The organism is Leptolyngbya sp. CCY15150 (assembly GCF_016888135.1).
Classification (GTDB): domain Bacteria; phylum Cyanobacteriota; class Cyanobacteriia; order RECH01; family RECH01; genus RECH01.
In genome coordinates this window covers 32,229-57,584 of the sequence record NZ_JACSWB010000170.1, presented here as the reverse complement: position 1 = coordinate 57,584, position 25,356 = coordinate 32,229, and the positions used below count along the sequence as shown (strand labels likewise).

Annotated in this window: 22 protein-coding genes and 1 tRNA gene; 10 read left to right on the top strand and 13 right to left on the bottom strand. The window is 56.4% G+C overall.

Translation table 11 applies throughout. The annotated features are described in order from the left end of the window. Positions 1 to 7 precede the first annotated feature (7 nt). Positions 8 to 580, bottom strand: coding sequence for a transposase (locus tag JUJ53_RS10510; RefSeq protein WP_204151964.1), 573 nt, complete (start codon positions 578 to 580; stop codon positions 8 to 10). 95 nt (positions 581 to 675) lie between these two features. Next, a tRNA-Thr gene (locus tag JUJ53_RS10505) sits at positions 676 to 747 on the bottom strand. A gap of 268 nt (positions 748 to 1,015) precedes the next feature. On the opposite strand from JUJ53_RS10505, the gene JUJ53_RS10500 reads away from it, so the two are divergent. Beyond that, positions 1,016 to 1,210 (top strand): hypothetical protein, encoded by a 195-nt coding sequence (locus JUJ53_RS10500; protein WP_204151963.1) that lies wholly within the window; start codon positions 1,016 to 1,018, stop codon positions 1,208 to 1,210. A 291-nt stretch (positions 1,211 to 1,501) separates the two neighbouring features. Then, a complete protein-coding gene (locus tag JUJ53_RS10495; protein WP_204151962.1) occupies positions 1,502 to 6,094 on the top strand; it encodes a tetratricopeptide repeat protein in 4,593 nt (1,530 codons plus the stop codon). Here the strand turns inward: JUJ53_RS10495 and JUJ53_RS10490 are convergent. Together JUJ53_RS10490 and JUJ53_RS10485 are read right to left on the bottom strand one after the other, a co-directional pair. Next, positions 6,072 to 6,557 carry a 2Fe-2S iron-sulfur cluster-binding protein gene (locus tag JUJ53_RS10490; RefSeq protein ID WP_204151961.1) on the bottom strand — a complete coding sequence of 162 codons (486 nt, stop codon included), beginning with the start codon at positions 6,555 to 6,557 and terminating at the stop codon, positions 6,072 to 6,074. The genes JUJ53_RS10495 and JUJ53_RS10490 overlap by 23 nt on opposite strands. A gap of 33 nt (positions 6,558 to 6,590) precedes the next feature. Then, positions 6,591 to 7,538, bottom strand: a complete 948-nt coding sequence (locus JUJ53_RS10485; protein WP_204151960.1) for a hypothetical protein — start codon at positions 7,536 to 7,538, stop codon at positions 6,591 to 6,593. A 220-nt stretch (positions 7,539 to 7,758) separates the two neighbouring features. Between JUJ53_RS10485 and JUJ53_RS10480 the strand changes: the two genes are divergently transcribed. Together JUJ53_RS10480 and JUJ53_RS10475 are read left to right on the top strand one after the other, a co-directional pair. Next, complete coding sequence (locus tag JUJ53_RS10480) at positions 7,759 to 8,778, top strand: LysR family transcriptional regulator (protein WP_204151959.1); 1,020 nt, start codon at positions 7,759 to 7,761, stop codon at positions 8,776 to 8,778. 13 nt (positions 8,779 to 8,791) lie between these two features. Then, the gene (locus tag JUJ53_RS10475; protein WP_204151958.1) at positions 8,792 to 10,294 is read left to right on the top strand and encodes a serine/threonine-protein kinase; all 1,503 of its coding nucleotides are present in this window, start codon (positions 8,792 to 8,794) and stop codon (positions 10,292 to 10,294) included. Here the strand turns inward: JUJ53_RS10475 and JUJ53_RS10470 are convergent. Beyond that, positions 10,267 to 11,178 carry an MnmC family methyltransferase gene (locus tag JUJ53_RS10470; RefSeq protein WP_204152047.1) on the bottom strand — a complete coding sequence of 304 codons (912 nt, stop codon included), beginning with the start codon at positions 11,176 to 11,178 and terminating at the stop codon, positions 10,267 to 10,269. The genes JUJ53_RS10475 and JUJ53_RS10470 overlap by 28 nt on opposite strands. A gap of 161 nt (positions 11,179 to 11,339) precedes the next feature. On the opposite strand from JUJ53_RS10470, the gene JUJ53_RS10465 reads away from it, so the two are divergent. Beyond that, a complete protein-coding gene (locus JUJ53_RS10465) occupies positions 11,340 to 11,639 on the top strand; it encodes a hypothetical protein (protein WP_204151957.1) in 300 nt (99 codons plus the stop codon). A 254-nt stretch (positions 11,640 to 11,893) separates the two neighbouring features. Here the strand turns inward: JUJ53_RS10465 and lptC are convergent, their stop codons facing one another. The 3 genes from lptC to ychF form a co-directional block, all read right to left on the bottom strand. Further along, positions 11,894 to 13,030 (bottom strand): LPS export ABC transporter periplasmic protein LptC, encoded by a 1,137-nt coding sequence (gene lptC / locus JUJ53_RS10460; protein ID WP_204151956.1) that lies wholly within the window; start codon positions 13,028 to 13,030, stop codon positions 11,894 to 11,896. 92 nt (positions 13,031 to 13,122) lie between these two features. After that, positions 13,123 to 14,736: an Hsp70 family protein gene (locus JUJ53_RS10455; protein WP_204151955.1), complete on the bottom strand. Its 1,614-nt coding sequence runs from the start codon at positions 14,734 to 14,736 to the stop codon at positions 13,123 to 13,125. A gap of 61 nt (positions 14,737 to 14,797) precedes the next feature. Next, positions 14,798 to 15,889 carry a redox-regulated ATPase YchF gene (gene ychF, locus JUJ53_RS10450; protein ID WP_204151954.1) on the bottom strand — a complete coding sequence of 364 codons (1,092 nt, stop codon included), beginning with the start codon at positions 15,887 to 15,889 and terminating at the stop codon, positions 14,798 to 14,800. A gap of 35 nt (positions 15,890 to 15,924) precedes the next feature. Between ychF and JUJ53_RS10445 the strand changes: the two genes are divergently transcribed. Beyond that, entirely contained in the window at positions 15,925 to 16,092 is a 168-nt protein-coding gene (locus JUJ53_RS10445) for a hypothetical protein (RefSeq protein WP_204151953.1), read from the top strand. A gap of 225 nt (positions 16,093 to 16,317) precedes the next feature. Here JUJ53_RS10445 and JUJ53_RS10440 read toward each other — a convergent pair whose 3' ends face one another. Both JUJ53_RS10440 and JUJ53_RS10435 read right to left on the bottom strand, forming a co-directional pair. Beyond that, positions 16,318 to 17,019: an ATP-dependent Zn protease gene (locus tag JUJ53_RS10440; protein ID WP_204151952.1), complete on the bottom strand. Its 702-nt coding sequence runs from the start codon at positions 17,017 to 17,019 to the stop codon at positions 16,318 to 16,320. A gap of 242 nt (positions 17,020 to 17,261) precedes the next feature. Then, positions 17,262 to 18,179 carry a M15 family metallopeptidase gene (locus tag JUJ53_RS10435; protein WP_343327927.1) on the bottom strand — a complete coding sequence of 306 codons (918 nt, stop codon included), beginning with the start codon at positions 18,177 to 18,179 and terminating at the stop codon, positions 17,262 to 17,264. A 203-nt stretch (positions 18,180 to 18,382) separates the two neighbouring features. Here JUJ53_RS10435 and JUJ53_RS10430 point away from each other — a divergent pair, with 203 nt between their 5' ends. After that, a complete protein-coding gene (locus JUJ53_RS10430; RefSeq protein ID WP_204151951.1) occupies positions 18,383 to 19,357 on the top strand; it encodes an AEC family transporter in 975 nt (324 codons plus the stop codon). On the opposite strand, the gene JUJ53_RS10425 is transcribed toward JUJ53_RS10430, so the two are convergent. Next, complete coding sequence (locus JUJ53_RS10425) at positions 19,354 to 20,022, bottom strand: histidine phosphatase family protein (RefSeq protein ID WP_204151950.1); 669 nt, start codon at positions 20,020 to 20,022, stop codon at positions 19,354 to 19,356. The genes JUJ53_RS10430 and JUJ53_RS10425 overlap by 4 nt on opposite strands. A 152-nt stretch (positions 20,023 to 20,174) precedes the next feature. On the opposite strand from JUJ53_RS10425, the gene JUJ53_RS10420 reads away from it, so the two are divergent. Both JUJ53_RS10420 and JUJ53_RS10415 read left to right on the top strand, forming a co-directional pair. Continuing rightward, positions 20,175 to 21,083 carry a M23 family metallopeptidase gene (locus tag JUJ53_RS10420; RefSeq protein ID WP_239124959.1) on the top strand — a complete coding sequence of 303 codons (909 nt, stop codon included), beginning with the start codon at positions 20,175 to 20,177 and terminating at the stop codon, positions 21,081 to 21,083. A gap of 172 nt (positions 21,084 to 21,255) precedes the next feature. Beyond that, on the top strand, positions 21,256 to 21,819 hold the full coding sequence (locus tag JUJ53_RS10415; RefSeq protein ID WP_204151949.1) for a late competence development ComFB family protein: 564 nt from the start codon (positions 21,256 to 21,258) through the stop codon (positions 21,817 to 21,819). Here the strand turns inward: JUJ53_RS10415 and JUJ53_RS10410 are convergent. Beyond that, positions 21,816 to 22,940, bottom strand: a complete 1,125-nt coding sequence (locus JUJ53_RS10410) for an adenylate/guanylate cyclase domain-containing protein (protein ID WP_204151948.1) — start codon at positions 22,938 to 22,940, stop codon at positions 21,816 to 21,818. The two genes, JUJ53_RS10415 and JUJ53_RS10410, sit on opposite strands and share 4 nt — an antisense overlap. A gap of 152 nt (positions 22,941 to 23,092) precedes the next feature. After that, positions 23,093 to 23,527 carry a lactoylglutathione lyase gene (gene gloA / locus JUJ53_RS10405; RefSeq protein ID WP_204151947.1) on the bottom strand — a complete coding sequence of 145 codons (435 nt, stop codon included), beginning with the start codon at positions 23,525 to 23,527 and terminating at the stop codon, positions 23,093 to 23,095. Between the two features lie 517 nt (positions 23,528 to 24,044). Between gloA and eno the strand changes: the two genes are divergently transcribed. Then, positions 24,045 to 25,340 carry a phosphopyruvate hydratase gene (gene eno / locus JUJ53_RS10400; protein ID WP_204151946.1) on the top strand — a complete coding sequence of 432 codons (1,296 nt, stop codon included), beginning with the start codon at positions 24,045 to 24,047 and terminating at the stop codon, positions 25,338 to 25,340. Positions 25,341 to 25,356 lie beyond the last annotated feature (16 nt).

Genomic DNA, 25,356 nt, shown 5'->3' with positions numbered 1-25,356 from the left:
TCTGACCTCACTCATCTGGCAACAGTTGTCTGAACGCTAAATGAGTGGGCAGACATCCGTTCGCCCAAAACGATAAGCGATCGCTTTCCTCAAACTGCTGCTGAAGTAACGCTAAGTTTGGCAATGTCCCCGCTCGAAGACCTGCATAGTCTAAATAACTAGAAAACTCCCACTCCTCTGGTTGGCTAACCAGGTTGGCTTTAACCGGATTCTGGTGGATGTAGCGAATCAAATGCACCAGATAATCGCTGTGAGTCACCAAAATTCGCTGAAACCGCCCTTGAAACAATGCACCTACTCGACCAAAACGTTTATTGATCGCTTTTGTGTAAGATAGGGAAAGCGATTTCATGGACTGGGATAAGTGTGCGCTTTTAGGATAAACCAGCAGGTGATAATGGTTTGGCATGAGGCAATATGCCACCATGTCAATGTTGTGGGTGACGAAGGTTTGCCGGATCAATCGCAAGAAATAAAGATAGTTATCCCGTTCAAAAAAGACGTTTTGACGATTGTTGCCCCGATTGTAGATATGGTAGAAGTGCCCCATCTGAGGGGGAGAAATTTGCTCCTGAGTCATGGCATCTGCTTCAAGTCATGCCATAGAATACCCAAGCTCACAAGATCTGCGACTTCTTAAAGAAGTCGCAGATCTCGGACTCTAATAACTAACTAAGCCGGTGATGAGATTTGAACTCACGACCGCTCGATTACGAATCGAGTGCTCTACCACTGAGCTACACCGGCATTTGAGCCTGCACCATTGCAAACTAACGGACTATCATTATAGCAGCCTCCATCGATTCTAAAGAGGCGATCGCTCTCCTTTTTTCCAGCTATTTTTCCATCCTCTGAGCCTAGCCACTACACCCCTCCGACTCCGCCGCCCTGTCAGTGATTCACATCACAGCAACAAGGAGGGATGCATCACTCCCTCCCCCAAGCATTCAGCCGACAATATAGAAGACAAGGACGCCATGCGCCCGCACCGTTCACCTAATCGGGAGCACCAGCCATGCAAACTCCTCATGCCATTCGCCTCTTGGTGGAAAAGGCATTGTACATCAGACAGTTGACCCCAGACATCGAAAACGCCATCAACAGCGAGCTGAGCCGCCTCGGCTACATTTCAGAAGTTGACTATGAGGCGTTGGAACTGCTTATGTCTGAAATGGATGAAGGTCGTATTCGCCTCGTGCCAAGCCCCTAGTAAGGCAGTAGGTTCTGTGCCGGGAGCAACTCGGTTTCTAGCCTAGCGAATTTTTCATTGCATTGCAGATAGGTTGACATTCCGTTACCGTCAACATCAGGGTTGTTGCAGTTAGCACAAGATTTAGAGATTTAGACAGGGTGTGTCTCTAGAGTAGAGATACATGGGGCATTGTGGGTGCGTAGAAAACGTCAGGGTCGAGAATGATAGGTCAGGGTGCTGATCAGGGCTGTAAGGGGAAGATGCTACCGTGGAGACGACGGTGAAATCAGGGTTGGAGTGATCTCTCCTATGGGCTCCCTAACAGAAGAATTGGCGATCGCCCAACAGCAGGCTCGCGATGGAAACCTAGGGGCGGCGGAGCAACGGCGGGATGCATTAATCCAGCGCCTGCGATCGCAGCCCCTTGATAGTAATTTGGCAGAACAGGCAGCCGTCTGGCTGGGGGTGGGCGTTTTGGCTCAGCAGATGGGCCGGCTCTCCAAAGCGATCGCGGCCTACCAAGCAGCGATCGCCCTGCAGCCACAGTTGGCCCGCGCCTACAATAATTTAGGAACGGCTTTCAAGGCCCAGGGTGAGCTAGAGCAGGCAGAGCAAGCCTATCGAGCGGCGCTGGTGCAGCAGCCCCATTACCCGGAGGTGTATTTGAATTTGGGTAACCTGGCCCGGCAGCGATCGCACCTAGGGCAAGCGATTGCCCATTATAAACAGGCGCTAGAGCAGCAGCCCCACTATGCAGATGCTTGGCATAACCTTGGTTGGATTGCTCAGCAGCAGGGGCAGTCTGCCCAGGCAATGGTTTGCTATCAACGGGCTCTGGAAGCAGATCCTAGCAATCCTGACCTGTTGAATGCGGTGGGTAACGGCCTGCAGCGCCTAGGAAAATTTGCCCAGGCCATTGGCTACTACCAGCGGGCGATCGCTCGCCGACCAGAGGATCCAGCGTTTTATAGCAATCTCGGTGCGGCCCATCAAGAATTGGGTCAGTTTGATCAATCGCTGGTGTATTACCAAAAAGCGATCGCCCTGAATCCCAGCTATGCCGACGCCTACTACAACCTGGGCAATCACTACAAGGCCCAGGATGCCTTGCTGGAAAGCCGAGCGGCCTTTCAGCGGGCGATCGCCCTCCAGCCCAACTATCCCCAAGCGCTGAATAACCTAGGCTTGGTGGAATACGAATTGGGCAACCTGCGGGATTCGATCCAGACCTATGGACGGGCGATCGCTCTACGTCCCAACTATCCGGATGCCCATCTCAACCGAGGCTTAGCGCTGCTGCAGGCGGGGGAGTTGCGGGCTGGGTTTGCCGACTATGAATGGCGCTGGCAGGTGGTGGGGGTGAATTTTAAGCCGCCTCGCACCTTTACCCAGCCCCAGTGGGATGGTTCGGATCTGGCAGGACAAACCATTTTGCTGCATGCAGAACAGGGATTTGGCGACACGCTGCAGTTTATTCGCTATGTGCCAGCGGTGGTGGCCCGAGGTGGGCGGGTGGTGGTGGAAGCCCAGGCGGCTCTGAAGACCTTGCTGGCCACCATGCCCGGCATTGATCAGGTGATCGCCCGAGGCGAGGACTTACCTGAGTTTCAGGTGCATGCGCCGCTGATGAGCTTGCCCCATATTTTGCAAACGACCCTGGCTAACATTCCCAATACGGTGCCCTATCTGCCGATTCCCGATCCGGGGCCGCCGCTGCCGGGATGGGATGGGACGGCTCTGCGGGTGGGCTTAGTCTGGTCAGGCAGTACGGGGAATCTCAACGATCGCCTGCGATCCTGCCAGTTGTCGCTGCTGCGATCGCTGCTGGATCTGCCAGGCGTTCAGGTCTATAGCCTGCAAAAAGAGGTGCGATCGGAGGATGCGGAGCTTTTCCAAGAACTGGTTGCCCAAGGCAGCTTAGAGGATCTGGCACCGCTGATGGAGGATTTTCTGGCCACAGCGGCGCTGATTCAGCAGTTGGATGTGGTGATTACCGTGGATACGGCGGTGGCTCACCTCACGGGGGCCCTGGGTAAACCGGTTTGGATCATGCTCACCCATGCCCCGGACTGGCGCTGGCTGCAGTATCGCCAGGATAGTCCTTGGTATCCGCAGGCGCGGCTGTTTCGCCAAACCCATCGCCAGGATTGGCAGCCAGTGGTCGATCGCCTGCGGCTGTTGCTGGAAACCATTGAGCGATCGCACCACCAGCGTCCCCTGCCCCAGGATCGTGGACATCAGGCGGTGAACTGGATGAAGCAAGCCAATGCTCTGCGCATGACCAACGGCGAACAGGCCATCCGCTGCTACCACCAGGCGCTCTCCCTCAATCCCCAAGACTACCGAATTTACAACAATCTAGGCGTTGCCCTCCGCCACCAAGGACAGCTTTCAGGGGCGATCGCGGCCTACTATTCTGCTCTGACGCTCCACCCTGGCTTTGCCGATGCCCACTATAACCTAGGCAATGCTTGGCGGGAGCAAGGGGATCTACCGGCCTCCATCTACCACTACCAGCGCGCCTTGGCCTTACAGCCCTCGGCGGCGGCTTGGAATAATTTGGGCAATAGCTTGAAGGATTGGGGCGCGGTGGAGCAAGCGATCGCCGCCTATGAGCAAGCGATCGCCCTAGAGCCTAACCATGCCAGCGCCCACCACAATCGCGGCTATGTGCGCCTGCTTAAAGGCGATCTGGCGGCGGGATTTGCCGACTATGAATGGCGCTGGCGGGTGGCGAATTTCAAAGCCATGCCGGAGTTTGGCGTGCCCCAGTGGGATGGATCTCCCCTGGATGGCAAAACGATTCTGCTGCATACGGAGCAGGGTTTTGGTGATGCCCTTCAGTTTTGTCGCTATGTGCCCCAGGTAGCGGCGTTGGGCGGGCGGGTAGTGGTGCAATGTCGGGCCCCGTTAGTGCGCTTGCTGGCTACGGTGGCGGGGGTGGCGCAGGTGGTGGAGCGCGATCGCCCCCTGCCGCCCATAGACGTCCATGCACCGCTGATGAGTTTGCCCCATCTTTTGCAGACAACCTTGGACACCATTCCTGCCCAGGTGCCCTACCTACAGGCCCCGCCCAGCCATCTGCGTCTGAAGACCAGCGATCGCCCGGCGGTGGGGCTAGTTTGGGGAGGTAGTCCCACCCATTTGAATGACGCTCAGCGATCGCTGCCGGTGCATCATCTGCGCGATCTGCTGGACTATCCCCTGCAGCTCTACAGCCTGCAAAAGGGCCCTAGGGCACGTCACGTCACAGACCTAGGCGACACCGTGGTGGATTTGAGCGATCGCCTGCAGGACTTTGCGGATACGGCCGCAGCGATCGCCCAACTAGATGTGTTAATTACCGTCGATACCGCCGTCGCCCATCTGGCCGGAGCGTTGGGGAAACCAGCCTGGGTGCTCCTGTCCTATGCCCCCGATTGGCGCTGGATGCTGACCCGCAGCGATAGTCCTTGGTATCCTAGCCTGCGCCTGTTTCGCCAAACCACCGCCGGCGACTGGGCAGGGGTGATGGGAGAGGTGGTGCGGGCCCTAGAGGTTGATCTAGGCATCACCCGCCAGAGCCAACCGGTGCGATCGCCCTTACCTGCCGTAACTCCAGCACCTAAGCGATCGCCCTTGCCTGCCGTGACTCCAGCACCTAAGCGATCGCCTTCGCCTAGAACCCCCGCGACTGACTCTAAGACTGACTCCAAGACTGACCCAGGGATTAGCCCAGCCATTGGCATTGGCTGGCAGCTCAATCCCGCCACAGGTTGGGGCATTTATGGCACCAATTTGGCCCTCCAGCTACTGCCCACCCATCGACCGGTGCCCTTGGTGCCCCCTGCGCCTACGTCAACTACGCCGTTTAATCCCCTCCATTGGGCCTTGCTGCAGCCAGCTTTGGAACAAACCGCCGCGATCGCCCGCACCCTCCAGGCCTCCTCCCAGCCCTACTCGTTTCCTGGGCTGGTGCTGCGAGGCTTGGGAAATCAGTGTAGAACGGCTCCTGAGCTAGAGCGGCTGTCGGGTCACAGTACCGTGGGCGTGATTTTTTTTGAGGATCCCCAATTCACAACCGCGGCGCTGCAGCGGGCTAAAACCTACGACTGGATAATCACGGGCTCCACCTGGAATGAGCAGGTGCTGCGGGCCCATGGGATTGAGCGGGTGTCTACGGTGTTTCAGGGCATTGATCCCGGTCTGTTTCATCCTGCCCCCCGAAATCGGCTCCTGGGCGATCGCTTCGTGATCTTCTCAGGCGGCAAGCTGGAGTATCGCAAGGGCCAGGATCTGGTGATTCGCGCCTTCAAGCACTTCCGCGATCGCCATCCTGGGGCCCTGCTGCTCACCGCTTGGCATAACGCTTGGCCCGCCACCATGGCCGGTCTCGATACAGCCGGTCATGTCACCGGCATCCCGCCCCTAGATGCCACGGGTCGCCTCCAGATCCAGGCTTGGCTGGCGGAGCAAGGGATTCCTGCGGACGCCGTGGTAGACGTGGGCGTCATTCCCAACCATCTAGTCGCCCCCATTATCCGGGAAGCCGACGTGGCTCTCTTCCCCAACCGCGCTGAGGGCGGCACCAACTTGGCTGCCATGGAAAGCCTGGCCTGTGGTCTGCCCACCATCCTATCGGCCAACACCGGGCACCTCGATCTACTGGGAGATGCCCACTGCTATCCCTTACGCCACCAGGGCCCTGTACGTCCTACCCCGCTCAATACCTGCGTAGAGGGCTGGGGTGAGTCGGATCTGGAGGAAATCCTGGCCTACCTAGAACAGATCCATAGCGATCGCCCTGCGGCTCAGGAGCGGGGCCAGGCCGCCGCCCAGGTTATGCAGGACTGGACGTGGGAGCGGCAGGTGCAGCAGTTACTGCAGCACCTACAGCCGTTTATGCATCCTTCGTCTGGGTGAGATATTCACCGACCTTAAAGCTGGTGGTGGTTTCCAGTTGTTTCATCGTCGAGCGGGTGATCAGCTTGCCCGCTTCCACCAGCACTTCCCCGGTAATTGGGTGCAGCATATCTTGGTCGGCCCGTCGCCCAATCAAGGCCTCAATATCTTGCAGCGAGTTGACGTACATCCCAGGGGGCAGTTCAACCGTCACCCCATTGTCTAAAACCCTTGCCTGGCAGGCGAGGCGAGAGTTGGGTTTACAGGACGTAATCACGCCTAGGGTGCGTTGCTCCCGACGGCTGATGGGCGATAGCGCCCCCATGCCATCTTTCACGTAAATGTGGCAGGTGGCACACATACCGCGCCCGCCACATTCTTTCAGCACATCCAGTTCTTTGTTGAGCAAGACCGACAGCAAATTGCCGTTGGTTTCCACAGACGTTTCTTGCCCAATCGGTTCTAGCTTAATGAGCTTAACCATAAATTCTAGTCTCTCAGTCCCAGGTGTAAGGTTTTAGTTAGGTAGTAAGGCATCTTTGAGGCGATCGCCCATCTGGCTCTGCTGGAGCAACGTAGGGTAATCGCGAATCACGATAGAGCACCGTTTGCTAAACGCGGCAATCCACTGCTTAATCCAAGCTTCCTGCTCAGCGATCAGGGCACCCTCCATCGAACCGCCCATAAATGTCCAGGCACCGGCTCGATCCACCTCAAACTTGGTGAGCCAGTCTGCGGATGGCCGGCTTGATTTCCAATAGTTGGATACAACGGTGGCTCCTAAATACTGCTTGGTAAACTGGCTAATTTCGTTGAGCCCCTGCACCACGTCCTCAAGGGTTAGGCGCGGCAGGGGGGGTGGCTCGGGAACTGGCTCGGGAACTGGCTCGGGAACTGGCTCGGGTGGGGGAGGTGGGGCTGGCTCCGGTTGCTGGGTTGGGGCTGCAACCGGCTCCGTCGGCGTGATCGGGGGAGGTGCTTCGGGTCTAGGCTGCTTGCCATTTTGGTAGGCACCCGATCGCTCCTGCGGCGACCTCACACCCCCCTGGGAGGAAGAACCATCGCGTTTCCAATAATGGTGCCCCGATAATGTAATATTGCCCGCTAGCAGCCGAAAAGTCGCGATCGCGTTGGTGATATCGTCTTGAAGTTCTAACTTAAGCTTTTCAACCGCCCGCACATAGGAGGGGTAGATCAAATGATCGCTCGTTAAGACCAGTAGGATCACACCATGGTCTAATTTGTATATGTAGACTTGATGCCCCGTAAACTGAAATTCGAAAAACTCGAAATCAGGGGGTGTCGTTTCAACAACCTGTTGAATTCCTTGGGCTAAGGCTTCCTTTTGTTGGAAATTGAGAGTTTGATCGACACCGCAAAAATAGGGGCGGGAGCGACCGTCCACTAGGGCCACGCCCTCAATTCCTGGTAAATTCAGAAAGTCCTGAACAACTTCCCGCTGCATAAAGAAGCTAACTCTAGGTGATTCGATACTGAATGCCGATACATACTACCGTAGCGATCGTGACGACATAGCTCAAGGTTTGCCTCGAATGTCTAATTGTGAAGATCATATCGACCTGCGATCCCACCGTTCACTATGATGCTCCGTAGTTCAGTCTATACACGTCTTCGTCTGCTGATGTTTGGTCTCCGGTTTTTTCTGAGTTTTAGATGCAACCGTCATGTCTGATCTTCCGTTTACTCTGGATCAATTGCGAATTCTGAAGGCGATCGCTGCGGAGGGGAGCTTCAAACGGGCTGCGGATAGCCTGTATGTCTCTCAACCCGCCGTGAGCTTACAAGTCCAGAACCTTGAACGCCAACTTGATGTGCCTCTTTTTGATCGAGGAGGACGGCGTGCCCAGCTCACCGAAGCGGGCCATTTATTGCTCAGCTACGGCGATCGTATCCTCTCCCTTTGCCAGGAAACCTGCCGCGCCATTGAAGATTTACAAAATTTACAGGGCGGCACACTGATTGTAGGCGCAAGCCAGACCACAGGCACCTATTTGCTCCCTCGCATGATTGGGCTTTTTCGACAGCGCTATCCTGATGTGGCAGTTCAGCTCCATGTGCATTCCACTCGGCGTACGGCTTGGAGTGTGGCCAATGGCCAAATTGACCTAGCGATTATTGGCGGCGAAGTTCCTCCTGAACTACAGGACTCTTTAGAAATTATTCCCTATGCAGAGGACGAACTCGCATTGATTTTGCCGGTTTTCCATCCTCTAGCCCGGATTGGCATCGTGCAAAAGGAAGACCTGTATAAGCTTCAGTTCATTACCCTCGATTCTCAATCCACCATTCGCAAGGTGATTGATCAGGTGCTGACCCGCTGTGGTATTGAAACACGCCGCCTTAAAATTGAGATGGAGTTAAACTCAATTGAAGCCATTAAGAATGCGGTACAGTCTGGGTTGGGTGCGGCCTTTGTGTCCATTTCAGCCATTGAAAAAGAGCTGCAAATGGGCGTCCTGCACCGAGCCCGCATTGAGGATGTGGTCGTCAATCGCACCCTATCGGTGATTGTCAATCCCAATCGCTATCGGTCGAAGGCAGCGGAAGCCTTTAGCCAAGAAATTCTGCCCCAGTTTGCCACCCACAAGCCCAAACCGGCGGAGGAGGCGATCGCCCCCCTTGCTGACGATGACACCCTAGACTCCTCCCTAGAGACCACCCCATCTCCGTCTGGCGGAACCTAATCCCTAAGCACCCATGGAAACCTACTGCACTCGTCCAAACTGCGCACGCCCAACCAACGTCTTCGCAGATCTGGATACCACGACCCTGAAAACAGTGCAGCAAAAGTTTTGCACGACCTGCGGGATGCCCCAAATTCTAGTAGGTCGATACCTCACCACGCGCCTCCTTGGGAAAGGAGGGTTTGGTGCGGCGTTCCTGGCCATCGATCGCTACACCCCTGCCATGCGGCAATGTGTGGTCAAGCAATTCCAGCCCGCTGGGGATTTGAGCCCCAAGCAGCTCAAAATTGCCCAGGAGCTGTTTGAACGAGAAGCAGAGGTGCTGGAGCAGTTGGGCAACCGCCATCCTCAAATTCCGAACCTGCTGGCCTTTTTTGAGCTGTCGGTGCCGGGAAAAAATCCTGGCAAAACCGAGCAGTTTTTCTACCTGGTGCAAGAATTTATTGATGGCAAAAATCTAGAGGAAGAGCTAGCCCAAAAAGGCACCTTCACCCAGTCTGAAATACTAGAGGTGCTGGTGGAAATCCTCAAGGTGCTGAAGTTTGTCCACGATAACGGCTCCATCCACCGAGACATTAAGCCGTCGAACATTATGCGCGATCGCTCCGGAAAGCTCTTCCTGCTCGACTTCGGTGCGGTTAAACAAGTTGCCTCGGGTGCAGCGGGAGGGCAAGGAGCCCAGTCCTCCACCGGCATCTATTCCATGGGGTTTGCGCCACCGGAGCAAATGGCCGGCAACGTTGTGTATCCAGCTACCGATCTCTACGCCTTGGGGGTCACCTGCATCACCCTGCTCACCGGCAAGCAGCCCAGTGAACTCTACGATGCCTACAGCAATACCTGGAAGTGGCATTCCTTTGTCAGTGTGCATCAGCGCATCGGGGCGGTGCTCGACAAAATGCTCAAGGCCTCTGCCAGCGATCGCTTTGCATCAGCCCAGGAAACCCTAGAGGCGCTCGCCCAAGGCAAGGGGAATGCGCCGAGTCCTGCCCCAGCCCCAAGTCCTGCCCCAGCAGCGCCAGCAGCCTCCAGACCGCAAGCGATCACGGTGCCCCCATCCGCAACGGCTCCCCCCCAAGCGACCCCAGCGCCAGTACCTATACAACCGGCGAAGGCGGCCCCGATCGCGACACCCTCATCCTCCTCATCCATCTCCACCTTAGAACTGCTCTCCGGGGCGGCGTTTACAGGGTTTGAGGGAGGCTTGCTGGCGATCGCCCTCTTGAGTTTGGCGGGCACCACCTTGGTGAGTGCTGGATTTTGGGTCGTGTTGGTCGTCGTGCTGATCCTGGCTCAGATGCGCCGCGTCATTGAAAAGTTTGACTTGGCGATTATTGCCGTCATCTCCTTCGCTATTATCGTGGTCGCCTCGCCCCTGCGGAGCCTGCCGATTTTGGTGAATTTTGGCAATCCCATTGTGGCGGTGCTGGTATTGGCCGGATTCTTGGGTCTGGTGGCGATCGCCATTGCGCTGATCTTCCGACTGATTTACAAGATTTTGTCGATGCTGCTGTAGGTGGACGGGGTTGCCCAACGAGCTTTCCAGCGCGAGGTGGGTTCTAGGGGCGAGGTGGCCTGTTCCTGCTGGCGGCGGGTGAGAATGGCGGCGGCGGTATCCGTGAGGGTGGGATCCCGGTAGGGAATGCTGGCGCGGGTCTGGAGATGTTCCTGTTCTTGGCGGGACAGGGGCGGTAGATCCTGGGGGGAAAAGCTGGCGAGGCTACCGGGCGATCGCCGTCCCACCGCAGGACTAGAGCCTAGGTGCAGTCCTGCCTGCAGGAGAGCTGTGCGTACCGCAGCAGAGCAGGAATAGGTGGCGAGACGTCCGGCAGGAGCTAGGCAGCGGGCCACCCAGGCGAGGAATTCCACCGTCCAAAGCTGCGGGCAGCGAGGCGGGGAAAAAGGATCGAGAAACACGGCATCGGCGCGAAAGCCCGTCGCGTAGACCTGCTGGATCCGCTGACGGGCGTCGCCGAGCAGCAGGTGGGCCGTGAAGCGATCGCTTTGAACGGTTTGCTCTTTAGCCAGTTGGGCCAGTTGGGTAGCAATAGAAGCAGGCCAGGCTTGCAGCAGATGATGGGCGATCGCCGCCTGAGGAACCGCCGCGTTAAGCTCCAACCCATACCACTGCACCCGGCATTGGGGATTCACCGCCCAGATAGTCGCCAGGGCCGCAGCCGTGTTGTATCCCAAACCGTAGCAAATATCCAGCAGCGCCAGCGATGGTCGGCGGGCTAAATCCGGTAGCTGGGTGGGTATCACAAACTTTTGCTCAGCTTCCTGCCGGGCTCCATGGTGACTGTGGAAAGCTTCCCCAAAGTCAGTAGAGAGGAAGGTGAAAGAACCATCGGCGGTGAGTTGGGGCTGGAGAGTGGAGAGAGTATCAGAGGACGGCGGCATAGGGGAGAGCGATCGCAGGGGCAGGGTATGGCTAGACAAACTAAAACGCTAGAGATCGAAGTTGGGGCAAAATCCTGAATTGTTGTCCCATTCTAGAAGAGAGGAGTAGATCTAGCTCAAGCTAGACAACTTGCATTCTAAGATGCCATGGGGAACCCAGTATGAAAGACAAGGTTAGCGAAGTTAGTACAAAGCTGGTGCAGGTGATTCAAACTCGGGACGCAGAGCGGGTGCGCTATCTCTCGAAGATGATGGAAAAACAGAAAGATCCGATGAACACGGTGAAATTATTCTGGCTGATCACGCAACATTTGCAGCGGCTAGACACAGACTTACTCAACTGGTTTGAGTCAATTTATTTTGAAGACTGTACGCCAGAGGTTAAAGAGATGTGGCTGCAGTTCATTGACCTCTGCGGCATTACCTTGGCGGAGCAATATAGCCCTATTCAGAAGGCTTAGAATCCAATATTTTATCTCCATCTCACCCATCGTTCATCCCTGCGATAGGTGCTAGGGTCAATGAGTCATGGGCAGTTAAAAACCTAGTAGAGCAGGTCTACTAGGTTTCATCAAGGTTTTTCTATTGACCCTCATTATAACCTCAGATTCTGAGAGTGCAACTGTGTGCCATGTTGCCAGGTGAGGAATGGATTGAGATAGTCACTGATCTTTGCAGATCTCTCAATAAGACTCATTGGTCTTATCTTGAGCATCTATTGCTCGCCCGGAATAAACTCCGTCACCACTCGTCCGCCGCTCATGACAAAGATTTGGTCTTCCAAGGTGCCGACCAGACGAGGCGCACGGCTGCTCATCTCCGGATCGGCTTGGGTGTACAGTACATTGCCGATCGCTTCCACTTCTTGGGTAGCATTATCCCAAACGATGCGATCGCCCCGTAGACGAGACTGATTGCGGCGGGTGGTGGCTTGAGCACTGCCGCGTAGGTCAAAGACTTCTTGGGCTAGATCCATGTTGCCGCGATCGCCCTGGAGCAGCACCTGACCGTTGCGTAAATTGGCATTCAGCGGTTGATTCATCGTCACCTGCTGATTCTCAATCTCCCAAATCAGGGACTCGGTGGCTAGATTCATCACCGGTTCCCGCATCGCCATGCGCACATCGCCATTCATGGACAGCCGTTGCTCGGCTAGGCGGTATTCTGCTCGATTGCTAGAGGCCTGATCGGTGACGCGAGTTCGTTCGCCTTGCCCCTGTAAACGCTGGATTTCAACGGGGCGATTGCTGGACACGATCTGTTCTTCCATCTGCCACTCTAGGCTCTCGCCGGTGAGTTTCACCTGAGGATCGCGTCCCTCAATGATCACATTTCCGGTTAGATCAACCCGTTGATCGCGGCTAAAAAGCTGACCCTGCTCGGCTGCAACAGTTAGGTCAGGATGGGTGCCGGTGAGCCCATTGCGGATGGTCATGGTTTCGTCTGCGGGCACCCACACCAGTTCACCGCCGCTCAGTTCAGCGCCGGTGCGTAGATCCGTCGCCGTGATATCGCCGCGCAGGGTAATCCGCCGGCCATCGCGCTGCACCACGCCGCGATCGCCCCCGACTCGATAAATAGCTTCCCCATCTTGGAAGAGCTCGCCTTCAGGGTTTTCTACCTCGGCGGTTTGTTGATCGGGGCTGTAGATGGCGCGGGTGGCCCTTATACTCCACACCGTTTCCCCGTTCTCATCAGCTTGGTCTAGGGTGACGTTGTTGAGAATAAAGCGATCGTCAATTTCCTGTTGCGGTGCATCGGAGGTTTCGGGAGGAGCTTCGCCTCGCCGATAGATGAGCACTCCGCCCGCGACAACTAAGGCGACGAAAGCTGATACTGCGGTCCATTTCAACCAGGGTTTCACCAAACAAATCCCTCAAGCCAAGACATTGTTCTTCCTATTATCAACGACGGGTTTCCATTTGGGTGGATGAGTTTGTCCCCCTAGCTGAGTTGTACAACGGCGCGGTTGTTGATCAGAATTTTGTTCGTCAACAAATCCTCCACCGTGACCCGCAGTTGGCGATCGCCATCCACTTGGAACAGCAGGCGAATGCGATCGCTGCCAGGATAGCCAGGCGGATCGAGGTTAGCTAAGCGCCGGGCCTGCTCCGTATCGTTCAGGGCCTGCACCATGGGCTGGTTGCCGGAGGTTTGGCGGGTGACCAAGCGATCGCCATCGAAAAAGACCTCGGTGCGGCTGGTTTCATTGCCCAGTTCGCCAATCACCAGTTCAATGCTGGGCTGGTTGTCTTGGGAGGCTCCCAGCAGCAGTTCCACCGGCACCGGCATGGGATAGGGTTGCCCTTGGGAAATCAGCGGATGCCAGCCATGGGCATTGGCGCGCCGATCCCAGTAGCGGATGCCGTAGCTGTGGTACAGAAAATCCTTAACCTCTAGCCCTTGGCTAAGCTGCAGGGCACCGTGGGCGATCGCTTCAAAGGGGCGATCGCTCTGAACCTTCTCGGCAGAAAACTGGTCGATGACCCAGTCGCGCAGGGCGGGGATGCGGGCCGTGCCGCCGACGAGCAGCACCGCGTCAATATCGCCGGGTTCCAATCCCTGGCGGCGGGCCTGGCGCAATACTTGGTTGAGGGCGTCGTCCAAGCGTTCAAAGAAGTGATGCTGCTCTAGAATCTGCCGAAAGCGATCGCGATCGAGGTTTAGTTCGTAGCTTTCGAGGGTTTCATCGTTGAAATAGACCTCGCTGGCCTGCTCTTGGCTAGAAAGCTGGATTTTTAACCGTTCCACTAGGCGTAGGGTCAGGGAAGAGATGGGTAGCCCTTGGGTTTCGGCAAAGTGGGCGGCTAGCCAGTCATCAATGTCAGCACCGCCCAGATTTTGACCTGATTTCGCCAGAACCCGCGCCAGTTGGGGGCGTTGACTGGAGGTCTCCGCTAGATTTTTACTGCCCCATTTCAGCAAAAAGCCCAGGGGTTTGCGATCGCCCGTTTGGGGTGTTTCCAGTTTCACCACGGCCAGATCCAAGGTGCCGCCGCCCGCGTCGATCACCAACATCGTGGAGCGATCGCCCAACCCATAGCCCAAAGCGGCTGCCGTCGGTTCATCCAGCAGCCGCACCTGTTCTAGGTCAACCGTTTGGCACACCTGCCCTAGCCAATGACGGTAGGATTCAAAACTATCCACGGGCACAGTCACCGTCAGCGATCGCAGGCTAGGATCCTGGGTTTGCAGTTGGCGGATTAGGTGATGCAGATACCATTGCCCCACCTGCTCTAGGGTAACTGGACAGCCGTCTAGCTCGGGCAAAAAGCCGGTTCCTGCACCAATACCCCGCTTAAAGTTGCGGAAAAAGCGGGTGTCTTGAGCGATGTCTAAGCCGCGATCGCGCACCGTTTGCCCCAGCAGAATCTGCGGCGAACGGGCGTCTTCCACGTAGACCAAGCTGGGAATCACCGGTGGATTGTTGGACAAAACCTGGGAAAGGGCAGGCAGCTTCACCGTTTCTGCCTGCTGGGTGGCAGGATTCCAGCGGGCTATGACGGTATTGCTGGTGCCAAAGTCGATGGCGTAGGTGGACGCAAGCGTATCCGACATAGGTAAAAATCAATAGACCGCAGCCATTCCATAGACTACCACAGCGAACTAGCTCCAGCGGCTAGACGTTGAACCGGAAGAGCAGCACGTCTCCTTCTTTGACCACATACTCTTTGCCCTCACTGCGCACCAGTCCCTTCTCCTTGGCTGCGGACATGGAGCCGTGGGTCACCAAGTCATCGTAGGCGATGGTCTCAGCGCGAATAAAGCCGCGCTCAAAGTCGGAGTGAATCACGCCGGCTGCTTGGGGTGCTAACATGCCCGCCAAGATCGTCCAGGCGCGGGTTTCCTTGGGGCCGGTGGTGAAGTAGGTGCGTAGCCCCAGCAGCGTATAGGTGGCGCGAATCAGGGACTTGAGCCCGCCTTCCTTCACCCCCAGTGCTTCTAGGAAATCAGCCTGATCCTCAGGGGGAATGTCCACCAACTCCGACTCGACTTGGGCGGAAATCACCACAACCTGGGCGTTTTCCTGGGCAGCGATCGCTCTCACTTGCTCCACCCATGCATTCCCGGTCGCCAGATCATCCTCAGATACGTTGGCGGCGTAGATAATCGGCTTGCGGGTCAGCAGTCCCAAAGGATTAATCCACACCTCTTCTTCCTCGGTGAGATCGACGAGGCGGGCGGGCTTGCCTTCATTGAGAACCGCTAGAATGCTTTCCAAGACAGCGAGTTCGGCTTGGGCTTCTTTACTCGATCGGGCCTGCTTACGAACGCGATCGGCCCGCTTCTCAAGCTGGGATAGATCGGCCAGAGCCAGCTCTAGGTTGATCACCTCAATGTCGCGCAGGGGATCGATGGAACCGGAAACGTGGATGATGTCGTCGTTTTCGAAGCAGCGCACCACATGCACAATGGCATCGACTTCGCGGATGTTGGAGAGAAACTGATTGCCGAGGCCTTCGCCTTGGCTAGCGCCCTTGACCAACCCGGCAATGTCCACAAATTCCATACGGGTGGGCACAATGTCCGCCGAACTAGAAATTTGGGCGAGGGCATTCAGGCGCTCATCGGGCACCGCCACCACGCCTACATTGGGTTCGATGGTGCAAAAGGGAAAGTTGGCAGCTTGCGCCTTGGCATTGGCAACAACAGCGTTAAATAGGGTGGATTTGCCTACGTTAGGCAGGCCCACGATTCCGGCTCTCAGCATGGCGGCGTAGCGGCTCTCTGGTTCATGAACAATAAATGCCCGGCAACGGGGAGAGTATGGTCATCCGGGGCGATCGCTTCGATCGCTTCGAGATCCTGTCCGGTCGTTGCGCTGGGTCTTCCCTGTTAAGTATAAGGCGATGGGGGATAGGCGTGAGGGGTTGGGGCGATCGCGTCGGGCAAGCGGCGCGGGACTATGGGTGAGCACTTAGCTAGGCGAGTCAGACTGGGCTGATGGACGGACAAAACTCCTGCAATCCCCTTCTCTCGTAGGTTGAATCAGCGTCAGCGTCACCCAACGGCATCAACGAGTACTGTGAGGCGGACGTAACCCGCCTATTGACTAAGGCAGGAAAGCTTGTTTTTCCCGAAATTCCTTTTCGTTCTTCTATCTTCGTTCTTCTATCTTCGTTCTTCTGCCTTACGGTACTAGGCAGCGATCGCCTCGGTTTCATCAATGGCTGCGTCAAGGATCTGGCGGCAGTCCTCTACACTAGCGCCTTGGCCCATGGCGGCAACAAGGGCATCGTAGGCAGGGCGGTGGGTTTCCAGCAGCGTACGGGCTCGCAGAGCCGACCAGCGGAGCTTGATGTCGCCTTCGTTCGTGGGACGGCGCAGTTGGGCCCAGAGGATGCGGAAGTTATCTTGATCATCGGCTCCCCCTTGAACATCGCCGTAGATCAACCGCTCTGCCGCTGCCCCCGCCATCCAAACGGTACAGTAGCGATCGAGGAACTGTACGGGTAGTTGATTGGTTTGCAGCGCCGCCTGCAGGGGTTGGTCGTCAAAGCGCACGCCACCGCGACCGGGCTGTCCTTGGCGGAAGGAATCCCAGGCATTCAACGTGTAGCCGGTGACCGAGATGCCGAGGACATGGGCGACCAGGAAATGTCCCGCTTCGTGATGCACAATGCGATCGCGATGTTCAGCGGAGAACTGGGCAAAGCCATCCACAATTAGATTGCCCATGCGCCCACCCCAGGCAAAGATATCAGCGGTGAACAGGCACAACATGGCAGCAGCAGCGATCGCTGGCACAGCCGGGGAAAGCTGGATCAAGGGCCCCAGCAGGCTAGCCATGACGATGGAAAAGATGGCGATCGCGACGATGTTTAATGTGGTGTTACTCACGCTTTGTCCTCCTAAGCCTTGTCCAAACTGCTGATTAGCTGACATATCTTTTCCCGCATCTCTCACTTCCACAAGGGGAGAAAGAAGCGAGGTGTAGGTGCGCTCAAAGCCCCTCTACCGCCCTGGGAGAGGGGTTTGGGGTGAGGGTCTTCAAGGTTCATTAGTCAACCAGATCCAAGCAGTCACCTTTGCATCCTGACACAGATTTTTCATCCTGGGAACGCGAGTGCCTAGACTAGCGATTAGGGGGTGGCAGGGGGTGGTGAACTGGCTTCTGGGCTGGCCTCTGGACTAGCTTCTGGGCTGGCTTCTGAGGTCGTGAGACTAGTGGCGCGGTAGAAGGTTTCTAGGCTATTGCGATCGCCCACGAAGCGCCAGTGCCAAGGTTCGTAGCTAATGCCCTGGGGATTATCGCGGGGAAAGGAAAGCTCAAAGCTGTAGAAGGCGGCATTCTCCTGTAGCCAGCGAAAAGCGTCGGTGGTTTCAAAGGCTTCTACCAGGCCAATGTCCGATCGCGAGCCATCCAAAATATCGACGGCATAGCCCGTGTGGTGTTCGCTATAGCCTGGCGGCGCACTGACCTCAGCACGGGTGGTGGCAATCTGCCCCCGTTCTGCCTTCACCTCGAAGAACAGATACTCTTGATCCTCAATGGAACGAAAACCAGAGGTAGGCTCCAGCAGAATGCCCTCGGCGGCAGCGGCATCGGCCATGGCCATAAACTGCGCCGCCGCCGCCTGCCGCATCAAGATACTGCCATCCGCCACAATGGGCGCAAGGCTATCGGTTGGGGCTTCCTCGTAGGGAATATGTCCGAGCAGTGTATCGTCGGGGACGCCGTCATCTGGCACCGGCAGCAGCTCGGTTGGCTCCTCTGGGATCTCTAGGGAAATCTCCGGGGTAACCACGGCGGGCACAGCGGCGGCCGGTGGTTCAACCGGCGCGGTGCCCCAAGCAACAAAGCCCCCAGCCAGGATGGCGATCGCCATGGCCGCTCCGCCCAGGATCCAAAATTCTTTATTAAACAGCCCACCAGGGGATGAGAACCGCCTGCTAGAGTTGGGCCGAGGGTTTTCATCCCGTTGAGCAACGGGAATGTCATCGTGAATGACAAGCCTCGGCTGTTTTGATGGTTGTTCTGAAGGACTCACCTTGTCCACCGCCCTCATCCTTGCGTGGTATACAAACACTGCCCACTGCCCTGACTCCAGACAAGAATAGGCGGGCATCTACAATTTTGCAATGTGCCCGACATGACTGTCTGCTGGGATAATTCACCCTAGCCTCGGCTATAGGGCAGCTCGCTTCTCAATTGTAAACGGAAGCTCCAAGACTCACCTTGATCCCCACGGTTTTGAATCCTATGTCTGAGTTGTTTACAAATTTAGCGAAGCTATACGTTCCATTGGTGGCCTGGGTTGGCTTTGGTATGGTGCTGGGGCGATCGCTCCCTAAGGCCATTCCCCATGCGCTCGGTAAGGGGCTGTTTTGGTTTGGGGTACCCTTGAGTGTTTTTGGCTTCCTGCGCCAGGCCGATCTATCGGGATCGGTGTGGATTGCGCCGGTGGTGGCTTGGGTGGCCCTGGCCTGTGGGGCGGGGCTGGCCTGGCTGTGGATTGTGGTGCAAACGCGGCGGGGGAGCGATCGCAGCTTTGTGCCCCAGAATGATCCCGCCAAGGGCAGTTTTCTGCTCGCCGCCATGGTGGGCAATACGGGGTATCTTGGCTATCCTGTCGCCCTAGCCCTGGTGGGCCCGCAGTACTTCGGCTGGGCCATTTTCTACGACACCCTGGGCAGTACTCTGGGAGCCTACTGCATTGGCGTCTTGCTAGGGGCGCGGTTTGGCTTGGCCCAGCAGGGACGATGGACGATGGCCCAGGCCTTTGTGCGCAATCCGGCGCTGTGGGCCTTTTCCCTAGGAATGCTCTGCCGTTCAGTGCAGTTCCATCCTTGGGTAGAGCAGGGATTGCTGGGCGGTGCTTGGCTGATGCTGGTGCTAGCGCTGCTGCTGCTGGGAATGCGGCTGAGCCAGCTCGATCTGCGGCTGAATCTCAATCAGGCCGTGGTCACCCTGTTTATCAAAATGCTGATGATTCCGCTGATATTTGGACTTGCCCTGCGATCGCTCGGTCTCACAGGACTGCCCCATTTTGCCGTGGTGCTGCAGTTGGCTATGCCTCCGGCCTTTGCCACCTTGGTGATTGCGGAAGCCTATGATCTCGATCGCCAGTTAACGGTCACCTGTCTAGCTGTGGGCAGTGTGGGGCTATTGTTGACCCTGCCGATTTGGATGGTGCTGTTTTCCCCAGGGGATATGGTAGTCACCTGGCTGTACTAACGGGGATCAAGGTCGGCTAAATGCTGGCGATCGCCAAACCGTACGATCCTCCACAGGTCGCTATTCCAACGATTTTGATCCCGACAAGACCAAAACTCAGTGGCCACATGAAACTCAAACCGCGCCGTATAGTCTGCCGCAAACCCCCAGGTGCGATCGCTGCCCAGCAATACCGAGATCAACTGCTGCAAGATCCAATGGTGGGTGACGATGCAGAGGCGATCGCCCTCGCTATGATGGTGTAAGATTTCTTGCATAAATTGGGCGGCGCGATCGCGGCCGGACTGAAGCGTTTCGGCACCGGGGATCGGCTGCCATGCCAGGGATGCCTCCAGGCTGCGGCATAGGTCAGGATACTGCTGCTGCGCTTCTACCCACGTTAACCCTTGAAAAATACCGTTTTGAAACTCACAAAGGGCATCCCGATAGCGAATGGGCTGGGGAGATGGATCAACCATGCCAGCAAGGGCGATCGCTGTTTGTTTAGCCCGTTCCAGTGGGCTACTGTAGATAGCCGTAGGCTGATAAGACTCTGCCATCAACCGTCGTCCCAACGCCTGCACCTGCCGCCGCCCCATCTCTGACAATCCATCCTGACCGTGGCCCATCATCCGTCCTGCCTGGTTTCCGGTCGCCTGCCCATGGCGAATGAATAGTAGCTGCATAACCTTGCCTCACGCTTGTCCGAAACCTTGTTTGACTACGCTTCACCTAACGTTGCAGAGCGGCGATCGCCTGCCCTCGTCATTCTAGTGACACCTGCTGTACCTTCCATGTCCGTCCCCGTTCGACGGATTGTTCCCTACCTTACGTTGCCATGCCATCTTTTATGACGTCTTCCGCTTCTGTTGCTGACTCCATCGGTACGGTTGCCCGAGGCACAGGGCTGCTGCTGGCCAGTCTCGTCAGCCTCACCGTCGGGACAAGTTTCGTGAGCACCGCTACTGCCCTAGAAGTCGAGATTCGCCCCACCAATCCCCAACTGGGCGACACCCTCACCATTCTGGTGCAAGCGGAGTCTGCCGACGAACCGCCGCCGGTGGTCACCATGGGCGATCGCACCTTTCCCACCTTTCCCCTAGGCAACAACCAGTTTCAGGCCTTGCTGCCCACCACTCCGTTGGATGATCCCGGCCGGGTGGTGGTGCAGGTGACCGGTGAAACCGTGGTGCGCAACCTTGCCGTCTGGGTAAGCGATCGCAGTTTTCCTACCCAAAGCCTGTGGATTTCTGGCTCCGATGATTTGGGGACAGACTACGAATTTGATCGGGTGGATGAATTTAAGGCGCTGGTCAGTGATCAGCAACTGTGGAGCGGTTCATTTCTGCGCCCCACCTCGGGGCCAGTGACGACCATTTACGGCATCCGTCGTTACTATAACGGCGTCTTTGCCGAAGACTACTATCATCGGGGTGTAGACTACGCCGCTGGCACAGGCACGCCGGTGGTGGCTCCGGCAGCGGGGATCGTGGCCCTAGTGGACTACGAAGCCAACGGATTTGAAATCCACGGCAACACCGTTGGGCTAGACCACGGGCAGGGCGTCGCCAGCATTTTTCTGCACCTCAGCCGTATTGATGTGCAGGAGGGCGATCGCGTGGAAGCAGGGCAGGTGATCGGTGCTGTAGGCAGCACTGGCATCTCGACGGGGCCCCATCTACATTGGGGGCTTTATGTCCACGGCCAAGCTGTGGATCCCGTACCATGGCGGGATGGAGTGGAGTAGGCGACGCGGATACTCGCTTTACAATGACTTCAAAAATCAGCCCATGGAATTCACCAATTCTGGGGCACACTAAGGCAAAGACCTTAGACCGTTTAGTATCCGTTCACGGACGTCTAAGAGTGCGATCGCTCGCAATCTGTTCGATAGCACTGTTGTGGAACCTGGAGATATTATGAGCATTGAAAAAATTGTCGATCAAGCCCTGCAAGATGGCTACCTCACCCCAGCTATGGAGGCAGAAGTCGGTCGCATTTGTGATACGGCGGCAGAACTCTCGATCGAGGAGTACATGGCGCTCGATCGCTTAATGGGCGCGCTGCTCACCGGGGAAGTGGTGGCGGTGCCGCGCAAGCAGTTTATTAACGTGATGGAAGAATTGGTGCTCACGGAGGCGATCGCTCGCGTAGCAGAAATTGAAGCCACCAGTGACTGTACCTTAGACCTAGGCGACATAGCAGCCTACGCGCTCAACCGGCTGCCGCCCCTCTACGCCACGACGGAAGAAGGTGCCAGCTATCAACGCACCCGCGCCAAGGCGGAGCTGCAAGTCATTATCACCCAGAAGGTGAGCGAAGGCATTTCTCGCAACCTTGACCAGCCGGAATTCTTCCCGGAACGTCAGGTCATTCGCAAAGAAGAGAAAAAAGACGATGTGCTGGGGCAAATCAGCTCCCTGCTGCAAACCTATGCCCACAAATATGAAGGGGAAGACGAAGTCCAGCCCGTTGAAAACTAGGCTTGGCGATGGGTAGAGGTTCCTGACCTACTGTCCTGAGATCCCCGAGGAGGGGCGAGGTCGTATACGGTGACCGGATGATCAATGCCCTTAAGCCGAAGGGCTCGCTGCTGCCGTTGCCAGCCCCTGAAGCTGTCAACTCTCACCATGTCTTGAAGCAGGGTCTCTGTGATGGTGATGCTGCCGGGATAGCTGGCGTTTTGGACGCGGGCGGCCCTGTTGACCGTGGTGCCAAAATAGTCGAGGCGATCGTTGAGGGTGACACTGACGCAGGGCCCTGCATCAATGCCAATTTTCAGCCGCAGCCAATCGTCGGGGGGCAAGGCCAGGTCTTGGTTGAGCTGGTTGAGCTGGGTATGCATGGCGATCGCTGCCTGCAGAGCCTGATGAGGTTCGGTGAACGCTGCCATCACCGCATCGCCAATGGTTTTGACCACGGCACCCCGCTGCTCATCCACGATGCGAAACAGCAGGTCAAAGTGACGATGCACCAGCTCATAGGCCTGGGTATCACCCCGCCGGGTATAGAGCTGGGTGGAGCCGGCTAGGTCGGTAAACAGGATAGCCACCCGACGAATTAGCAAACTTTCGTTGGGCGGTAGGGTTTCCTTGGGAAACAGTTGCCGAAAGGTGGGCAAGGTCAACATGTGATGGGCCGACACCGTGCCATAGCGTCGATCCATCTTGTTGCGAAAGTCTGGATCATCCGCTGCCGCCGTGAGTTTGCGCAGGCGTTCATCCAAGGTAAACGTCACCCGCACTTGATCATCGGCATTGGTTTCATGGATGGTTTTACAAGCGGGGCAGGTGTGCAGCGATCGCAGCTCATGGAGATGATGATGGGCTGGATCAATACCGCCACAGGCCGGACATTCCACTTCCCAGTTGAGGGTGACCAGCCCCTCCCGCAGCGCCATCACCAAAAGTTGTAGAGCGGTGCGTTCATGGAGCTGGAGATGGGCCGCCAGCAGGCGCGGATTGGCGCGATACAGCTCCCGATCGCCCTGTTCATCGAAGATCACCGTTAAGCGATCGCGCACCTCTTGACTGACACCATAGGACGACAGAACCGAGACCGCCTCAGCAATAATCTGACGGCGGGGTTTATAAAGGTTTAGCACGGCTTGTCACGTCTCCTTATCCCGTCATTAGCTCAACCTAAAACTCAACGGTAGATGCGCCCTATGTCGATATAACCTTGATATAACCTTGATCGCTGGGACGAAGTGACCGTTACTGATTGAATGACCCACCGCCCCAAAAGCGATCGCCCCTAGCGTCCTGCCAGTTGCGGCTCTGAAGACTCCGATTGGCTAGACCCACGGCTGCTCAGTTGAATCAGCTCCACCTTATAGCCATCAGGATCCTGAACAAAGGCAATCACCGTCGAGCCATGCTTCATCGGCCCCGGCTCCCGCACAATTTGACCACCCTGATCGCGAATGGCATTGCAGGTGGCATAAATATCGTCTACGCCAATGGCAATGTGCCCATAGGCATCCCCAAGGTCATACTGCTCCTTGCCCCAGTTGTAGGTGAGTTCCAGCACCGTATGGTCGGCCTCGTCTCCATAGCCGACAAACGCTAGGGTAAATTCACCGCCGGGATAGTCCTTGCGGCGCAGCAGCGTCATGCCCAACACGTTGCAGTAAAACTGTAGGGATTCATCTAAATTGCCAACTCGCAGCATGGTATGCAATAACCGCATGGCTTTTCTCTCCTAGGATCCGGCTTTCCCCCATTGTGAAACACAGACTCAAATCTTGCCTACCCCAGACGGACGAACGAGCTGGATCCCCATCCTTGGGGTTGGCATACCTGCCGATCCTACGAGCTTGCCTAGGAGGGTGCTGTTAGGCGATAACGCACCGGCTCATGAGGACTGAATGCGTTGATCGCCCTAGCGAAGCCATGCCGGCCGCATTCTACTGGTTACACTATTGGTCACACCACACTAGTGCGTCCTTCGAGCAGCTCAGGATGAACGAAGCGGCTTCTGATCTCCGTGGCAATCACCTTAAGATTGCTGACGATAGGCGAGATTTCTACTCAATCGCTGGTCTGCTATGGGTTTTACAGGATCATAGCCAACCTAGGCAGATGAATTCATTCTGTGATCTCGTGAAAAGGTAGTGTGTTCCAATTCATCAGTTCTGCTGAACCTGCTAGTATTTATGCTGCAACGCTGAGATATCCTAACTTTGCGATCGGAGGCGACAAGACATATGTTTGAAGTTGGTAAGACAGAAATTAAAGGAATTCGTGCTAGGGAAATTTTGGATTCTCGCGGTCGCCCTACTATTGAAGCCGAAGTATATTTAAAAGGAGGGGCCGTTGGTCTAGCCCAGGTGCCCAGTGGTGCATCCACCGGCAGCTTTGAAGCCCATGAACTGCGTGATGCAGACCCGAATCGCTATTCGGGGAAAGGGGTGATTAAGGCGGTGATCAATGTTGAAGAAAAGATTGCGGCAGAACTGCGGGGTCTGGATGCTCTCAACCAAACCTTGATCGATCGCACCATGCTAGCGCTAGACGGTTCGCCCAATAAGTCCAACCTAGGGGCGAATGCCATCTTGGCCGTATCCTTGGCCAATGCCAAAGCCGCCGCCCAGGCCCTACAGCTTCCGCTCTATCGTTACCTAGGTGGCCCCATCGCCAATGTGCTGCCAGTGCCCTTGATGAACGTGATCAATGGCGGAGCCCATGCCGACAATAATGTCGATATTCAAGAGTTTATGATTGTGCCCGTGGGCGCGAGCTCCTTTCGGGAAGCGCTGCGCTGTGGGGCGGAAGTGTTTGAAGCCCTCAGCAAGGTCTTGAAAGGTAAAGGATTGCTGACTGGTGTGGGGGATGAAGGTGGATTTGCCCCCAACCTAGAGTCCAATCAAGCGGCGTTGGAACTGTTGATGCTGGCGATTGAGCAATCGGGATATAAGCCCGGCACCGAAGTGGCCTTGGCCTTGGATGTAGCCGCCTCTGAATTTTATAAAGATGGTGAGTATGTCTATGATGGCTCCAGCCATTCTCCATCTGAGACGGTCAGCTATCTTGCCGATCTGTGCAACCAATATCCCATCGTGTCCATTGAAGATGGCCTGCATGAGGATGATTGGAGTAACTGGCAACTGTTGACGGATGAACTGGGCGATCGCGTTCAGCTTGTCGGCGATGACCTGTTTGTCACCAATCCTGAACGGCTGCAGCGCGGCATTGAGGAAGAGGCGGGCAACTCCATTTTGATTAAGCTCAATCAAATTGGCTCCCTCACCGAAACCCTGGATACGATCGCTCTGGCTGGACGGAACGGCTACACCTCGGTGATCAGCCATCGTTCCGGCGAAACGGAAGACACCACGATTGCCGATCTGGCCGTGGCTACCCGAGCTGGGCAAATTAAAACCGGCTCCCTCTGCCGCAGTGAACGGATTGCCAAGTACAACCGCCTCCTGCGCATTGAGGATGAGCTGGGCGCAAGTGCAGTGTATGCCAGCATGATGGGTCTGGGGCCCAAGTATGCCTAGGGGCGATCGCCTCTGG

Bases quoted from the DNA above. Each gene is read 5' to 3' on its own strand.
- JUJ53_RS10495 (WP_204151962.1), top strand. From the start codon at position 1,502: ATGGGCTCCCTAACAGAAGAATTGGCGATCGCCCAACAGCAGGCTCGC.
- JUJ53_RS10420 (WP_239124959.1), top strand. From the start codon at position 20,175: ATGCCATCTTTTATGACGTCTTCCGCTTCTGTTGCTGACTCCATCGGT.
- JUJ53_RS10480 (WP_204151959.1), top strand. From the start codon at position 7,759: ATGTCTGATCTTCCGTTTACTCTGGATCAATTGCGAATTCTGAAGGCG.
- JUJ53_RS10470 (WP_204152047.1), bottom strand. From the start codon at position 11,178: ATGCCGCCGTCCTCTGATACTCTCTCCACTCTCCAGCCCCAACTCACC.
- ychF (WP_204151954.1), bottom strand. From the start codon at position 15,889: ATGCTGAGAGCCGGAATCGTGGGCCTGCCTAACGTAGGCAAATCCACC.
- JUJ53_RS10430 (WP_204151951.1), top strand. From the start codon at position 18,383: ATGTCTGAGTTGTTTACAAATTTAGCGAAGCTATACGTTCCATTGGTG.
- JUJ53_RS10510 (WP_204151964.1), bottom strand. From the start codon at position 580: ATGACTCAGGAGCAAATTTCTCCCCCTCAGATGGGGCACTTCTACCAT.
- JUJ53_RS10425 (WP_204151950.1), bottom strand. From the start codon at position 20,022: ATGCAGCTACTATTCATTCGCCATGGGCAGGCGACCGGAAACCAGGCA.
- JUJ53_RS10485 (WP_204151960.1), bottom strand. From the start codon at position 7,538: ATGCAGCGGGAAGTTGTTCAGGACTTTCTGAATTTACCAGGAATTGAG.
- JUJ53_RS10500 (WP_204151963.1), top strand. From the start codon at position 1,016: ATGCAAACTCCTCATGCCATTCGCCTCTTGGTGGAAAAGGCATTGTAC.
- eno (WP_204151946.1), top strand. From the start codon at position 24,045: ATGTTTGAAGTTGGTAAGACAGAAATTAAAGGAATTCGTGCTAGGGAA.
- JUJ53_RS10455 (WP_204151955.1), bottom strand. From the start codon at position 14,736: ATGTCGGATACGCTTGCGTCCACCTACGCCATCGACTTTGGCACCAGC.
- JUJ53_RS10475 (WP_204151958.1), top strand. From the start codon at position 8,792: ATGGAAACCTACTGCACTCGTCCAAACTGCGCACGCCCAACCAACGTC.
- JUJ53_RS10415 (WP_204151949.1), top strand. From the start codon at position 21,256: ATGAGCATTGAAAAAATTGTCGATCAAGCCCTGCAAGATGGCTACCTC.
- JUJ53_RS10445 (WP_204151953.1), top strand. From the start codon at position 15,925: ATGCCCGGCAACGGGGAGAGTATGGTCATCCGGGGCGATCGCTTCGAT.
- gloA (WP_204151947.1), bottom strand. From the start codon at position 23,527: ATGCGGTTATTGCATACCATGCTGCGAGTTGGCAATTTAGATGAATCC.
- JUJ53_RS10465 (WP_204151957.1), top strand. From the start codon at position 11,340: ATGAAAGACAAGGTTAGCGAAGTTAGTACAAAGCTGGTGCAGGTGATT.
- JUJ53_RS10490 (WP_204151961.1), bottom strand. From the start codon at position 6,557: ATGGTTAAGCTCATTAAGCTAGAACCGATTGGGCAAGAAACGTCTGTG.